Origin of the sequence: Lentzea sp. NPDC102401 (assembly GCF_044765805.1) — a bacterium.
Lineage (GTDB): Bacteria > Actinomycetota > Actinomycetes > Mycobacteriales > Pseudonocardiaceae > Lentzea > Lentzea sokolovensis.
In genome coordinates this window covers 415,331-429,340 of record NZ_JBIWKS010000003.1, presented here as the reverse complement: position 1 = coordinate 429,340, position 14,010 = coordinate 415,331, and the positions used below count along the sequence as shown (strand labels likewise).

11 protein-coding genes are annotated in these 14,010 nt (G+C 69.4%); 6 read left to right on the top strand and 5 right to left on the bottom strand.

All coding sequences use genetic code 11. The features are described from left to right. Window positions 1–43 precede the first annotated feature (43 nt). From ACIRG5_RS12700 to ACIRG5_RS12690, 3 genes are all read right to left on the bottom strand, one after another. Window positions 44–3,055 (bottom strand): beta strand repeat-containing protein, encoded by a 3,012-nt coding sequence (locus tag ACIRG5_RS12700; protein WP_402904115.1) that lies wholly within the window; start codon window positions 3,053–3,055, stop codon window positions 44–46. A gap of 195 nt (window positions 3,056–3,250) precedes the next feature. Beyond that, window positions 3,251–4,009 (bottom strand): hypothetical protein, encoded by a 759-nt coding sequence (locus ACIRG5_RS12695; RefSeq protein ID WP_402904112.1) that lies wholly within the window; start codon window positions 4,007–4,009, stop codon window positions 3,251–3,253. Window positions 4,010–4,171: 162 nt separating this feature from the next. Next, entirely contained in the window at window positions 4,172–6,349 is a 2,178-nt protein-coding gene (locus tag ACIRG5_RS12690) for a hypothetical protein (RefSeq protein ID WP_402904109.1), read from the bottom strand. A gap of 79 nt (window positions 6,350–6,428) precedes the next feature. Between ACIRG5_RS12690 and ACIRG5_RS12685 the strand changes: the two genes are divergently transcribed. Beyond that, window positions 6,429–7,580 carry an AI-2E family transporter gene (locus ACIRG5_RS12685; RefSeq protein ID WP_402904106.1) on the top strand — a complete coding sequence of 384 codons (1,152 nt, stop codon included), beginning with the start codon at window positions 6,429–6,431 and terminating at the stop codon, window positions 7,578–7,580. Between the two features lie 149 nt (window positions 7,581–7,729). On the opposite strand, the gene ACIRG5_RS12680 is transcribed toward ACIRG5_RS12685, so the two are convergent. After that, window positions 7,730–8,932: a diguanylate cyclase gene (locus tag ACIRG5_RS12680; RefSeq protein WP_402904103.1), complete on the bottom strand. Its 1,203-nt coding sequence runs from the start codon at window positions 8,930–8,932 to the stop codon at window positions 7,730–7,732. Window positions 8,933–9,048: 116 nt separating this feature from the next. Here ACIRG5_RS12680 and macS point away from each other — a divergent pair, with 116 nt between their 5' ends. From macS to ACIRG5_RS12665, 3 genes are read left to right on the top strand one after another with little or no spacing between them, the layout of a single operon-like run. Next, complete coding sequence (macS, locus tag ACIRG5_RS12675; protein WP_402904100.1) at window positions 9,049–10,209, top strand: MacS family sensor histidine kinase; 1,161 nt, start codon at window positions 9,049–9,051, stop codon at window positions 10,207–10,209. Further along, window positions 10,206–10,868, top strand: coding sequence for a response regulator (locus ACIRG5_RS12670; RefSeq protein WP_402904098.1), 663 nt, complete (start codon window positions 10,206–10,208; stop codon window positions 10,866–10,868). Before macS ends, ACIRG5_RS12670 begins: the two co-directional genes overlap by 4 nt. 20 nt (window positions 10,869–10,888) lie before the next feature. Continuing rightward, complete coding sequence (locus tag ACIRG5_RS12665; protein WP_402904096.1) at window positions 10,889–11,398, top strand: DUF1707 domain-containing protein; 510 nt, start codon at window positions 10,889–10,891, stop codon at window positions 11,396–11,398. Here ACIRG5_RS12665 and ACIRG5_RS12660 read toward each other — a convergent pair. Then, complete coding sequence (locus ACIRG5_RS12660) at window positions 11,382–11,828, bottom strand: nuclear transport factor 2 family protein (RefSeq protein WP_402904093.1); 447 nt, start codon at window positions 11,826–11,828, stop codon at window positions 11,382–11,384. The genes ACIRG5_RS12665 and ACIRG5_RS12660 overlap by 17 nt on opposite strands. A 117-nt stretch (window positions 11,829–11,945) precedes the next feature. Here ACIRG5_RS12660 and ACIRG5_RS12655 point away from each other — a divergent pair, with 117 nt between their 5' ends. Both ACIRG5_RS12655 and ACIRG5_RS12650 read left to right on the top strand, forming a co-directional pair. Then, window positions 11,946–12,479: a TetR/AcrR family transcriptional regulator gene (locus tag ACIRG5_RS12655; protein WP_402904090.1), complete on the top strand. Its 534-nt coding sequence runs from the start codon at window positions 11,946–11,948 to the stop codon at window positions 12,477–12,479. A gap of 44 nt (window positions 12,480–12,523) precedes the next feature. After that, on the top strand, window positions 12,524–13,978 hold the full coding sequence (locus ACIRG5_RS12650; protein WP_402904088.1) for an SDR family oxidoreductase: 1,455 nt from the start codon (window positions 12,524–12,526) through the stop codon (window positions 13,976–13,978). Window positions 13,979–14,010: the final 32 nt, after the last annotated feature.

Here is a 14,010-nt window from a genome sequence, read left to right as displayed (position 1 = left end):
CAGTTTCTTACCGGAGGAGGGTGTTACAACTGCGGGGTGTTGCTTACAGCGAGCCGGTCACCGTCTGGAACAGGTTGGCCGGGTCGATCGAGGCGAGCGCCGGGGCGTTGAACGGCAGCTGCGGCAGCGCGCGCTCGTCGGCCTTCGGGGCCAGGCCCTGGGTCGGGTTCAGGTTCAGACCCGAGAGGGAGGCCGGACCGTCGACGGGCAGCGTGGGCAGCGAGCGCTCGGTGGGGAGCGCGGGCAGCTGCACGGGCACCGGCAGGGCCGGGGCGGTCACCGGGAGGGACGGCAGCGAACGCTCGGTGCCGGCGGCCGGCACGAGGCCCTTCGCGGCGTCGAGCAGCTGGCCGAGGGGCAGGCCCTGGACGTTCGGGGACAGGCTCGCCGCGCCACCGTTCACCGGCAGAGCGGAGCGCTCCTGCGCCACCGCGGGCAGCGCCGGGGTGGGCAGCTGGCCGGTCAGTGCCGCCAGGTCAGCCGGGTTCGGGAGCTGGTTCACGGGCAGCTTGCTGTCGAGGCCGTGGAACGCCGGAACCTCGTTGGCCTTCATCAGGCTGTCGACGCCCTTGGGGAGCTCCAGGCCCTTGAGCTGCGCGGCACGCAGGGTGCCGGTGTCCTCGCCGGTGAGCTGCGTGTCGTCATCCGCGCCCTGGGTGACGGCCTGGCCGACGACCTCGACGGGGATGCGCGCCAGCTCGACGGCCGCCTCGACCGGAACGGTCATCTCACGGGCGGTCAGCGGTCCGCTGCCCTCCGTGAGCATCTCGCCACCGGCCTGGGTGTTCGACGTCTTGTCGGTGACGGTCGTCGCGTTGCCCGCAACCGCGACCGCGTCCGCGTACACGCCGGCGAAGGCGTTGGCGGGGACGTGGATCAGGTTGCCGGACACCGAGGCGTCGTCGGCCTTCGAGTAGCTGTCGGCACCGGACACGACGTTGGTGTCGGACACCACGTCGGAGTTGGTGATGCCCGCCGCGGCGACGGTGTTGCCCGGAACGGCCGGGAGCACGGCCGGCTGCGCGCCGATCAGGTTGCCCGAGACCGCGCCCTGGTCGCCGTTGCTGTTGACGTCGCCACCGGCGACGGACGACAGGGCGTTGGTGGAGAAGGCGTCGACGTTGCTGCCGCCGCCGACCGACCAGCCGAGCACCTGGGTGCCGGTGGCGACCGGAGCCGAGATGACGTTGCCCGCGATGGAGCCCTTCTCACCGGTGGTGAGGGCGTCGCCGCCGGCCTTCATGTCGGTGTCGTTGTCACCGGTGGTCTTGTTGTTGCCGACCAGGGTGACACCGTCGGCGAAGACCTGGGCCGGCGTCGAGGTCGGGACCTGGACGATGTTGCCGGAGGCCGAGCTCTTCTTGCCGGTCGCGTGGGGGTTGTTGCCCGCCTTGACCGTGGTGTCGTTCGACGTGTCCGAGAAGGTGTTGCCGACCAGGCCGGCGGTCACCGCGAAGACCTGCGGTGCGGCCGCAGTCGGGGCGGTCACGATGTTGCTGGAGACCGTGCCGTTGTCGTCCTCGGTGTTCGGGGTACCGCTGGAGCGGACCTCCTTGACCTCGTCGGCCGAGCCGGTCGCCTGGCCACCGAGGGCGGCGGCGAGGCCGTAGACCTCGGCGGGCGTCGCGACGGGGGCCGACGCGATGTTGCCGGAGATGACGGAGTCGGTGCCCGTCGTGCCCTGGTAGCCCGAGGTGATCGACTTGACGTCGTTCTCGCAGGTGCCCGCGGACTGACCGGCCAGCGTCGCACCGTTACCGCACACGTCGATGGCCGTGGCCGGCGGGACGTCCGCGATGTTGCCGGACAGCACCGAGTGGTCGGCGACCGTGTAGGCCTCGCCGCCCGACTTCGAGTACGACTGGTTGGTGTGGTCGGTCAGCGCGTTGCCGAGGATCGACGCGCCGTTGCCGCCCGCGGAGGTCGGCAGCGCGACCGGCGCGCCGGCGATGTTGCCGGACGCCGTGGAACCGTCGCCGAACGTGTGGATGATGCCACCGGCGACCGACTCGTTGGTCGTCTCGCTGACGGCGGTCGCGTTGCCACCGGCGGCGGCGGCGTTGTCGTCGACCGTGACGGGGCCCGAGAGGGCCGGCGCCACGACGTTGCCGGCGAGCGTGGCCGGGTCGCCGTTGGTGTCGGTCTTGCCACCGGCGTACGCGGTGCCGGACTGCACCGAGTCGGTGGCGGCGTTGCCCGCTGCGGCGGCCGCGTTGCCGTTGACCTCGGCCAGCGGGGCCAGGGCGACGGGCACGGTGTTGCCGGAGATCGAGCTGTTCTTGCCGCTCGTCAGGACGTCGCCCTCGGAGGAGGCGAACGTGTCGGCGGTCGAGTTGGCGTTGGCGATGCCGGCCGCACCCACACCGTTGCCGGTGATCTGGACCGGGGTCGCACCGTGCTCGGAGACGACGTTGCCGGAGATGGCGCCCTTGTCACCGTTGGTGGTGATGTCGCCGCCGGTCGTGGAGACCTGCTTGGCGTCGGTGTTGGTGGTGGCGTTGCCACCGGCCGCGATCGCGTTGCCGGTCAGCTGGACCGGGAGCACGTGGTTGACGGCGACGACGTTGCCGGCGAGAGCCTGGCCCGCGCCGTCGGTGACGATCGTGCCGTCGCGGTGCGTGGTCTGGGAGCAGTCGCCGGTCGCCTCGGTGTTGGCGAGAACCGCGATCGCGTTACCGCAGATGTTGATCGGCACATCGACGTGCGCCTGGATCGTGTTGCCGCGCACCAGGTTCTGGAGCGGGGTGCCCTGCAGACGCTCGCCTGCGGAACGGACCAGCGGGTTCGCGACGGGCGCTGCCGTGCGGGTGGGCACCGCGCTGGTGACGCGGTCCGTGCTGATCGTGCGGTCCACCTTGGGGACCGTGATCTCCTTGACCGGGGTGGCCAGCTTGTTCTGGTCGGCCTTGATCGGAACCGCGGCCGCGACGTCGACGGCCGGAGGCGCTGCGTCCGGGTCGACGTTCTCCTGGGCAGAAGCGATGCCCGTACCGAGCATCAGCAAACCACCAGTGACAAACGCGGTCTGAAGTCCGCGCTTTGCCCAGGTCTGCATTAGATCTCCTTCATCGGTTTCCCGTCGAGAAAGCGACGGGGGCTCAAGGGGGTGGGGCCGAAACGCGCAGGGGAGGGCGCGTCATCACCGGGGGAATCGCACGCGGTGATCGACCTGTGTGAGCGCAAGAAAAAAGCGCGACGGTCGACTTCCGGACAGCCGGGGGAGGAGGCTGCCGCGGACCGCGCGCTGGAATCAGTCGGGGTTGATACCGGGCTGCTTGCCCGGCGTCACGGTGACCTCGTCAGTGGACGGCGCGAGAGCGCTCGTCGACGAGATGCCGTGAGAGTTGCCGGACGCAGCGAAGGCAGCGAACGTGCTGCCCTTGGCAGAGCCAGAACCGTCGTTGCACGAAGAGCACTGCACTGGCGCGGGGGCCGGGACGGGCAGCTTCGGGAACGGGTTGCTGGGCAGGGACGGACGCTGCTCGGAGGGCACGACGAAGTCGCCCGGCTCCAACAGGTCCGTCCACTTGGCACCGGACGAGCCGGTGAACTGCGAGACCACCGGTGCCGGCGACTGTCCGGCATCGGTGGCGGGGGCCGGGATCTCCGGGAACGTCACGTCCATGGCCCGCTCGCTGGCGGGGGTGCTGGACTGACCGATCCTGGTGACCTGCGGCAGGATTCGCGCGGCAATCTGTTCGACCGCCTGGGAGACCTGCACGTCCGGCAGGGCGGCGCGAGCCTTCTCCTGCTCGGCGCGCAAGGTCTCGTCGAGCTTGTGCACTGCCTTGGCGGCGGGAACGACGACCGGCAGCTTCTCGTCCGTCTTGGCGACGAGCTTGCTGACGACGTCGACCTGCTGCGCATCGGCAGTAGGCACCGTCTCCGCGTTCGCGGCAGACGTGGTGAGCGCCCAGGCAACGGCCGTTCCCGCGATCGCCCCACCGACGGCGAGCAGCGCTCGGGTGGCGAACCGGCGGATGCCGTTCGCTCCCGTCTTCGCTCGCATGTCAGCGGACAACGCAGGAAACCTCGCTACTCGGTGGCGCTCAAGGGATTCGCCGACGATCAACGTGATCAAGTCGACGTCGGCGACTCTGCCAGTCCATCCACCCCGAATGCACGCTCTGAGCGCCCGGTTAACTACATCGTGTGAACGCCGTCCTGGGACTCACACCCGCTTCAGCACGCGTGCCGCACCCGCCGCCGCGGTCGACGCGAGCACCCAGCCCACGGCCACGAGCAGCGAAGATATCCACTGCGACGCACCCGTGAACTGCCACTTGCCGTCGTGGCCGAAGTCGATGATCGGGATCAGCAGGTCGAGCGCGAGCAGCCATGCGTTCCAGACCGGGTCCTCGTCCTGGTTGAGCTTGACCATCGGGTGCCAGTTGAACCACAGCGCGCCGAACAGCCAGAACACGCCGAGCCAGCAGATCGCGAGCCACGGCCGGTAGCCGTAGCCGACCGTGAACCGCTGCACGACGCCCCAGACCCGCCCGGCACGGCCGAGTTCGGAGTAGCGGCGGCGTTGTTTCTCCAGCTGGACCTTCTGCGCGAGCTCCTCCTCACCGCCCTGCTGGTAGACGGCGGCGAGCTGTTCGTACGGTCCTGGCGCGAAGTCCGGCTGCACCTTGAGCAGCCACCTGAGCCGCGTCTGCACCGGCACGTCGGGGTCGGCGGTGATGCCGGCGAACTCGAAGTCGTCCACGGCGACGCCACCCTCGGCGTCCCACAGGCCAGGCCCGTCGGTCACCGACACCGCCTTGAGCCGGCTCAGCACGACCTTGCCCTTGGGCTGCTGGCCCTCGGGGATGTGCAGGCGGAACTGGTGGACGGTGAGGCCGTAGGCGTTCAGCGCGATGTCCGCGGTGGTCGAGCCGAGGTGCGAGTTGCTGAACGTCGCCATCTTGCCGACCTCACCGAGCCGGAGCCGGACGCCGCCGACCGCGGTGAACCCGCGGCTGCACAGGAGGTCCTTGCCGATCGTGATGGCGCGAGCGTCGAGCGACGGCTTCTGCGTGCCGTTGGGACGGAGCCTTGGGAGGGTCAGTTCGGCGCCGGACATGTCGAGCGTCGAGCCGATGTTCGCGTTCTGCAGGCGGACCGAGCCCTTGGCCCTGAGCTCGCGCAGGAAGAGCGTGCCGCCGATCTGGAGGCGGTCGGCGAACAGGACGTCGATGCCGGGCCCGTGCAACGACACCCCGGACATGCTGGCGCTGCCGTTGATGGTCGCGTTGGAGAGCCGGACCTGGCCGTAGGTCTGCAACGCGAGCGAACGGGCGCCCGCGCCGTTGACCGCGCTGCGCGCCTCGACGTCGCCGCGGACGTGCATGCCGTCCGCGTGCAGGGCGACCGGAATGCGGTTCGTGACGTCGCCGGCGAGTTCCTCGGCGATCTCCCGCGGCCCGATCACCGCGCCGGACAGCCGGAGGTAACCGCCGATGCTCGCGTTGGGCAGCCGGACCGTGCCCTCACTGGTGAAGCCGTCGTCGAGTTCGACGTTGCCCTCGACCCGGATGCGGTCGGCCACGAGCGTCGCGGCCTCGTCGGCCGATCCGTGCGGCAGGACCAGCACCTGGTTGTCGACGCGGTGGGCGGAGTGCAGGCGGGCGCCGGTGAACTCGACGTTCCCGCCGACGCGCGCACCGTCGAACAGCACCCGGCCGTCCGCGTTGAAGCGGCCGCCCTCGGCGTTGCAGAAGACGTTGCCCGAGACGACGATCCCGGACGCGTCGAGCGCGTCCTTGCCGGTGTTGATCAGACGGGCGCCGCCGAGGTGGACGCTGCCGCCGATCGACGCACCCCTCAGGCGGACCTCGCCGTTGGCCCGCATCGCGATGGCCTGGACGGAGCCGCTGACCCGCAGCCGTGCGCCCAGCAGTGCGTGGTCGGTGTTGCTGCGCAGGACCGCGCCGGCCAGCCGGAGCGTGCCGTCGACGGCGGCGTCGGTGAGGTCGACGGTGCCGGTGCAGGTGAAGCCGGCTTCGAGGACCAGGTCGCTGAACACGCGGAGGTTGCGGCCCTGCAGGCCGGGGACGCGGGTGCCGCGCAGCCGCAGGCCGATGAGGCGGGCCATGCGGAGGTCGAGCGACTCCTCGAAGGCGCAGTGGGTGAGGTCGATGACCCGCGTGACGCGCGTGCCCTCCAGTTCGAACCTGCCGGTGATCCGCGCGTTTCGAAGCCGCAGAGCGGGCAATCCCTTGCGCGGCACCCGGTACAAACCGGTCAACAGACCGGTGAGCACCTCGCCGCGAACGCTCTGTCCGGTCAGGTCTGTCTCGGTACCACCCGCGTAGGCCCCTGCGACCTGGCGCTCGACTTCGGTCAAGTCTTCCGGCTTGATCACTTCGTCCTCCCCTGACGAGTCGGATCATCCCTTCTGGAGTTCCGGCTTGGCGAGGGTTCGAACAGTTACCGTGAGGTCCATGAGCGCGCCGGAGTCGGAGATCAGCAACCGCGTTCCCCTGCTGCTACGGGTCAGTGCCGCCCTGAGCTGGCGGTTCGTCGTCGTGATCGCCGCGTTGTACGTGGTCGCCTACGCGTTGAGCTTCCTGGCGTCGATAGTGATTCCCGTCGCCATCGCGCTGCTGCTGGCCGCACTGCTGTCGCCCGGCGTGGCGAAACTCGTCGAGTGGCGGGTGCCGCGCGGCGTGGCGACGACCGTGATGATGATCATCGGCATCGGCGTGCTCGGCGGCGTGCTGACGTTCGTGATCAGCGAGTTCTCCCGGGGCCTGCCCGAACTGCAGACACAGGTGGCGGCCTCGCTCGACACGATCCAGACGTGGCTGAAGGACGGGCCCGCGCACCTGTCCGACCAGCAGCTGCAGAACTACGTCAACGAGATCGTGAAGACGATCAAGGAGAACCAGGCCGAGATCACGTCCGGCGCCCTGACCACCGCGGCCACCCTGGGCGAGTTGCTCACCGGGTTGCTGCTCGCACTGTTCACTCTCATCTTCTTCTTGCACGACGGCGACGGGATCTGGCGCTTCGTGACGCGTGCGGTGCCTCGCGACGTGCGTCAGCGTGTCGACGTGGCCGGCCGCCGCGGGTTCGGCTCTCTCGTTTCTTATGTGCGCGCTACGGCCGTGGTCGCGATCGTCGACGCCGTGGGCGTTGGTGTCGGCTTGGCGATCATCGGGGTGCCGCTCGTGGTGCCGCTGTCCGCCTTGGTGTTCCTCGGTGCGTTCATCCCCATCATCGGTGCGGTGTTCACGGGTGCCGTGGCGGTGTTGATCGCGTTGGTGACCAACGGGCCTATTGCGGCTCTTGTCGTGCTGGCCGTGCTCATCGGCGTGATGCAGTTGGAGTCGCACGTGCTGCAGCCGCTGTTGCTGGGCCGTGCGGTCAAGCTGCACCCGTTGGCCGTAGTGCTGGCGATCGCGGGCGGGTTGGTGACCGGGGGCATCGCCGGGGCGCTGCTGGCGGTGCCGTTGCTGGCGGTGCTGAACTCCGGGATCCGGTCGCTGATCTCCGACTCGGACGCCGTGCAGAAGCCGGAGAAGGTGGACGTGCTGAATCCCCAGGACACGGCGCCGAAGGACGACAAGAGCGAACGGGTCAAGGAGCTCTGACGCCAGCCCGCAAGCTGACGTCGTCTGCAAGTACTACCAACTCATGATCAATCGCCGATAACTGCACCCAACCTGTTCGGTGATCGCCGAACAGGTTGGGTGCAGTTGTGCGCCTGTTGATGTTCAGTTGGTGGTACTTGCAGACGCCTTCAGGCCATCGACACGAGGTTGCGGCCGTACGCCTTGGCCGCCAGCAGCGCCGCGTCGGCCGCCACCAGCAGGTCCGGCAGCTCGTACCCGAACCGGGTCGTCGTCGACACCCCGATGGACACAGTCAGGCCGTGCAGCTCGTGCGGCTTGCCGTCGGTGGCCATCGTGGGCACGCGCAACGCGGCCACGGCCTTGCGGACGCGTTCGGCGACGTACTCGGCCTCGTCCGGCGTGGCTTCGGGCAGAAGGACCACGAACTCCTCGCCGCCGAACCGGCCGACCAGGTCGCCTCGGCGGACGGTTCCGCGCAGCAGCAACGAGATCGCGGCCAGGGCGGCGTCGCCTGCCAGGTGACCCACCTCGTCGTTGACGCGCTTGAAGTGGTCGAGGTCCAGGAGCATGACGGCCATGGGGCGGGTGCGGCCGGAGCCCTTGGTCAGTTCGTAGCGGGCTCGGCTGTCCCAGTGGACTGCGTTGGCGAGGCCGGTCTTGGCGTCGCGCTGGGCTGAGCGGCGCCATTGCGGGAGTTGGGCGGCTCGCTCCAGAAGAGCCAGAGGTGGGCCTGCGATGAGGGCGTGGATGGCGTTCGCCTCCGCCACGCAGCCCATGAGGCCGCCGATCGACACGGCGACTATGCCCAGGATGGCGTCGATGGGTTCGCCGACGTTCTCCTCGAAGGTGGCGGAGGGGCTGCGCAGCTTCAGGCCGAACGAGATCAGGCCCGCGCGCAGGATCAGCAGCAGGGCCGCGCCCAGGGCGAGGATCAGGAGGTTGGCGTGCGGGTCCGCCCAGCCGAGCACGTAGCGGGTGGCGAAGACGGCCAGTGCGGTGGCGCTCAGGGTGAACAGCCAGCGGTGGGTCTCCGGGCGTGGAGAGAGCAGGCTGTGCAGGGCGGGGCCGAAGAGGAGCAGGACGAGCAGGTTCGGCGGGAGGGCGAGGATGCCCGCCGTCAGGTAGCAGAGGTGGGCTGCCCACGGGTTGCGCTCGGTCTCGCCCAGGCGGTGGCTGTAGATGGAGCTGCCGATGATCACCGCGCCCGCCGTGCCCGCGATGGCGGCGAATCTGCCGATTTCGGAGGGTGACGGCGTTTCGGAGGAAACGATCGTGTAGACGACGGTCGCGAACGCCGCCATGTCGATCAGCAACCAGTAGCAGAGCGCAGGCCGCCGCAAAGTCCACACCGGCCAGTCCCGCACCTGCATCGCCCTCCCCCGAACCCGGAGAGCGTCGCACATTCCTCCGTTCGGCAGAAGACGGCCACCTGGGGGTTAGCCAGCACACGTTCACGCGGCAGGATGGTGTCCGAAAGGAGCACAGCGTGCGCAAAGAGCCTGCCGAACGTGTGACGAAGGTGATCGACGACCCGGCCACGCCCCTGTGGCGCGGGACGATTGCGCTACGCATAGTCACATTCCTCTTCGCGGCGGCGAACGTCATCGCGAACCAATCCGGTTACGTCCGGCCGTGGCTCGCGTGGACCACGCTCGGGGTGATGGCGCTGTGGTCCGTCTTCACGAGCCGCGCCTACAGCACGACGTGGGGCAGGCGGTGGCCGCTCGTGCTCGTCGACCTGGCCCTGACCTGCGGTCTCATGTCGCTGTCGCCGTTGATCATGTCCGACCACCAGCTGCTGGTCCTGCACGTCCCGCTGATCACGACGATCTGGGCGTGCGTGCCGGCGGTCGCGCTGGGCGCGCTCGGCGGGCCGGCCGCGGGCTTCGGCGGAGGGCTGACCGTCGGCCTCTTCACCTATCTGTCCCACCGTTCGCCGAGTCTCGACCTGCTGCGCGACGTCGTGCTGCTGGCCGGCGCGGGCATGGTCGTCGGCATGGCGTCCGCCACGGCACGGCGGTCCGCGGTGCTCCTCGCACAAGCTTTGAGAGCCGAAGCGGCCACGGCCGAACGGGAACGGCTTGCCCGTTCGATTCACGACAGCGTGCTGCAAGTCCTCGCCCGCGTGCGCAAGCGCGGCCTCGAAGTCGGTGGCGAGGCGGCCGAACTGGCCAAGATGGCGGGCGAGCAGGAGGTGGCCCTCAGGAATTTGGTGGCCGCCGCTCCCGTCGACTCCACTGTGGATGGAGAGATCGACCTGCGGCCCGGACTGCAGGTGCTCGCCACGCCCAGGATCCAGGTGTCGACGCCCGCGACCCAGGTGATGTTCGAGGCACCGGCGGCGGGCGAGCTCACGTCACTGGTGCGTGAGGCGCTGTCCAACGTGGACAAACACGCCGGTGAGGACGCACGGGCCTGGGTGCTGCTGGAAGATCTCGGGGAGGAGATCGTGCTGAGCGTCAGGGACGATGGACCTGGCATCCCGGAAGGCCGGATCGCGTCGGCCGCCGCGGAAGGCAGGATGGGGATCGAGAAGTCGATCAAAGGCCGGGTGGAGTCGCTCGGCGGAACGCTGGAGCTCCAGACCGGGCCGGGGGAGGGCACGGAATGGGAGGTTCGGGTGTTCAGGAAGGGGGCGGCAGGATGACGGTCTCGGTGATGGTCGTGGACGACCACCCGATGTGGCGCGACGGCGTGGCGCGCGATCTCCAGGAGCGGGGCTTCGAGGTGGTGGCGACCGCGAGCGACGCGCCCTCGGCCGTGCGCATCGCGAAAGCCGTGCGGCCCAACGTGGTCCTGATGGACCTCAACCTCGGCGAACTCTCCGGGGTCGACGCCACCGCGATGATCACCAGCGAACTGCCGGAGACGCGCGTGCTCGTGCTGTCCGCGTCCGGCGAGCACGACGACGTGCTGCAGGCCGTGAAGGCGGGCGCGTCCGGATATCTCGTGAAGTCCGCGTCCTCGGAGGAACTGGTCGAGGCCGTGTCCCGCACCGCCGCCGGTGACGCCGTGTTCACCGCGGGCCTCGCGGGCCTGGTTCTGGGCGAGTACCGGCGCATGGCCGCCGCGCCGGACGGCTCGGAGGAAAAACCGCAGCTCACCGATCGGGAGACCGAGGTGCTGCGGCTGGTTGCCAAGGGCCTGACCGCACGACAGATCGCGAACCGCCTGGTGATCTCCCACCGCACGGTCGAAAACCACGTCCAATCGACTTTGCGGAAGCTTCAACTGCACAACCGGGTGGAGTTGGCGCGTTATGCCATCGAGCACGGTCTTGACGCCGAACCGGAGGCAGAGAAATGACAGACCCCAGAGAGTTACGCGTGTCCGATGCGGAACGTGAGCACGTCGTCACCCTGCTGAACAAGGCGGTGGGCCGAGGCATGATCACGCTGGACGAGTTCACCGTCCGCACGGACACCGCTCTCGCCGCGAAGACCAGGGCCGACCTGAACGTCGTGCTGGTCGACCTGCCCGGCATGGTCAACAACGAGGTGGCCCGCGAGCGGACCGAGCTGAAGAACACGATGAGCACCACGACCCGCAAGGGCCACTGGGTCGTGCCGAACGAGCTCGTCATCCGCAACACCCTCGGCACCACGAACCTCGACTTCACCGCCGCCGACGTGCCACCGGTCGTCAACGTCGACCTGGACGTGTCGCTCGGCACGGTGAAGCTCCTGCTGCCGGCCGGGTCGTCGGTCAACGCCGACGCCGTCGAGATCACCGCGGGGGAACTGAAGGACAAGGTCCACAACTCGGTGGGCAACCCGCACTTCCAGCTCAAGGGCGCGGTGCGCGGCGGAACCGTGGTGATCAAGCGGAAGCGCTGACCCCGCTCGTCAGCTGAGCGCACAGTGCGTCGAGCGCGTGCGCGGCACGAGCGAGCCCGATGTGGTCGAAGTAGTCCCGCGACTCGACGATCAGCCCGTCGCGGACCCGCAGGACGATGACGCCCGGCACCGCCCAGCCCTCGTCACCGCGGTAGGTGAACTCGCCGATGACCACCTCGGGATCGGCCGTGTGGTGGACGCGCACGTCCTCGACGCGGAACCCGGCCGGGCGCGGCCGTTCCGCGGCGAAGTGCTGCCGCAGCACCTCCCGGCTCAGGAGCGGGGTGTCGCCGAGCGGTGCCATCGGGTGCCGCACGTCGGTTTCCTCCGCGTAGTACCCGGCCAGCCGCTCGACCTGGTCGCGATCACCGCCGCGGAGGCGGCGTACGCCGTCGAGCAGGCCGTGGAACACGTCTTCTGGGGTTCGCATCGAACACACCTCTCAATCGGAGTCTTCACTCCGGATAATACGGAGTAGAGACTCCGGATATCAAGGCTCGATCACCGTGCCCGCGGGAGCGGACCCGTGGCGAGGAAGAATGGGCGCATGCGGAGCGACGCGCGGGCGAACCGGGACCGGGTGCTGGCCGCTGCCGAGGAGGTCTTCGGCGAGTCGGGCAACGCCGGCTCGACCGAGGAGGTCGCGCGCAGGGCCGGCGTCGGGATCGGCACCGTCTTCCGGCACTTCCCGACCAAGCAGGCGCTGGTCGAGGCAACGGTCGTCCGGCACCTCACCCTGCTCACCGGCACGGCTCTGGCGCGGGCCGAGGCCACCGACGCCGGAGCGGCGTTCCGGGCGATGTTCCGCGAGATGGTCTTCGGTGCTCCGGCGAAGATCGCGCTCCTCGAACTGCTGGAGGAACCCGCAGGCGAGGCGGTGGCAGCGGCCGCCGCTCTGCGTGAGGCCGTCGCGGACCTGCTGTCCCGCGGCCAGCAGGCAGGCGAGGTGCGCGTGGACGCGACGGTGGCCGAGGTGTACGTGCTGATCACGGCACTGGCCAACGTCCGAGGCGACCGCGCCGTCCTGGACAGAGCGGTCGGCGTGGTGCTCGACGGACTGTCCCCGCGAAGCTCCGCCTAGCCGCCTGATCTGCGGCAGGACCCGCGAACCCGCAGGATCGAGGCATGCGATGCCTCGTGACCGGCGCGACCGGATACCTCGGCGGACGACTGGTGCCCAGGCTGCTGGCCGAAGGACATCAGGTCCGCTGTCTCGTGCGTTCACCGGAGAAGCTGCGCGACGTCCCGTGGGCCGCTGACGTCGAGATCGTGCGCGGAGACGTGCTTGGCGACCTCGACGAGGCCATGCGTGACGTCGAGGTCGTCCACTACCTCGTGCACTCGCTGCAGTCGAAGGACTTCGCCGACGCCGACCGCAAGGCCGCGGAGAACACGGCGCGGGCTGCCGAACGCGCGGGCGTGCAGCGGATCGTCTACCTGGGCGGGCTGCACCCGGACAACGTCGAACTGTCGCCGCACCTCGCCTCCCGCAAGGAGGTGGGCGAGGTCTTCCTGCGTTCGAACGTCCAGGCCGTGGTGCTCCAGGCCGCGGTGATCATCGGGTCCGGGTCGGCGAGCTTCGAGATGCTGCGCTACCTCACCGAACGGTTGCCGGTCATGGTCACGCCGCGCTGGGTCCACAACCGGATCCAGCCGATCGCCGTGCGGGACGTGCTGCGCTACCTGGTCGACGCCACGACGCTCGAAGGCCAGAACCGGACGTTCGACATCGGCGGACCGGACGTGCTGACCTACCTGGAGATGATGCTCCGGTACGCCGAGGTCGCCGGGCTGCCCAAGCGCCGCGTGCTGCCCGTGCCGCTGCTGACGCCGGGCCTGTCCTCGCACTGGGTCAACGTCGTCACGCCGGTGCCGAAGTCGATCGCCAGGCCGTTGATCGAGTCGCTGGTGCACGAGGTGGTGTGCCGCGAGAACGACATCCGCGAGGTGCTGCCCGGCGAGAACACCGGCTTCGTCAAGGCCGTCGAGCTGGCGCTGGACAAGATCCGTGACGCCGACGTGGAGACCCGCTGGTCAGGGGCGTCACTGCCGGGCGCACCGAGTGAGCCGCTGCCGACCGACCCCGACTGGTCCGGTGGCTCGGTCTACACCGACGAACGCGAGCGCCGCACCAACGCGTCCCCGGAACGCCTGTGGGAGGTCGTCGAAGGCATCGGCGGCGAACGTGGCTGGTACTCGTTTCCGCTGGCCTGGGCCGTGCGCGGCTGGATGGACAGGGCCGCGGGCGGCGTCGGGCTCAGGCGTGGAAGGCGTGACGCGAACCGGTTGAACGTCGGCGAGGCGCTCGACTGGTGGCGCGTCGAGGAGATCGAACGCGGGCACCTGCTGCGGCTGCGGGCCGAGATGAAGGTGCCGGGGAAGGCATGGCTGGAGCTTCGAGTGGCGGGCAACGAGGGACACGGGTCCACTTACCGCCAACGCGCCGTGTTCGTGCCCAAAGGGCTCGCCGGACACCTCTACTGGGCGGCTGTCTGGCCGTTTCACGGCATCGTGTTCGGCGGCATGGTGCGCAACATCGCCAATGAAGCTGAGCTGCACAAGAACTTCAGAAAGTCCTGATGGACTGCACAAGCAGCAAAGGGTGAAACTTC

What these genes read in the sequence shown, in the direction of transcription:
- ACIRG5_RS12695 (WP_402904112.1), bottom strand. Translation starts at nt 4,009, where the DNA reads ATGCGAGCGAAGACGGGAGCGAACGGCATCCGCCGGTTCGCCACCCGA.
- ACIRG5_RS12650 (WP_402904088.1), top strand. Translation starts at nt 12,524, where the DNA reads ATGCGATGCCTCGTGACCGGCGCGACCGGATACCTCGGCGGACGACTG.
- ACIRG5_RS12700 (WP_402904115.1), bottom strand. Translation starts at nt 3,055, where the DNA reads ATGCAGACCTGGGCAAAGCGCGGACTTCAGACCGCGTTTGTCACTGGT.
- ACIRG5_RS12680 (WP_402904103.1), bottom strand. Translation starts at nt 8,932, where the DNA reads ATGCAGGTGCGGGACTGGCCGGTGTGGACTTTGCGGCGGCCTGCGCTC.
- ACIRG5_RS12670 (WP_402904098.1), top strand. Translation starts at nt 10,206, where the DNA reads ATGACGGTCTCGGTGATGGTCGTGGACGACCACCCGATGTGGCGCGAC.
- ACIRG5_RS12660 (WP_402904093.1), bottom strand. Translation starts at nt 11,828, where the DNA reads ATGCGAACCCCAGAAGACGTGTTCCACGGCCTGCTCGACGGCGTACGC.
- ACIRG5_RS12685 (WP_402904106.1), top strand. Translation starts at nt 6,429, where the DNA reads ATGAGCGCGCCGGAGTCGGAGATCAGCAACCGCGTTCCCCTGCTGCTA.
- ACIRG5_RS12655 (WP_402904090.1), top strand. Translation starts at nt 11,946, where the DNA reads ATGCGGAGCGACGCGCGGGCGAACCGGGACCGGGTGCTGGCCGCTGCC.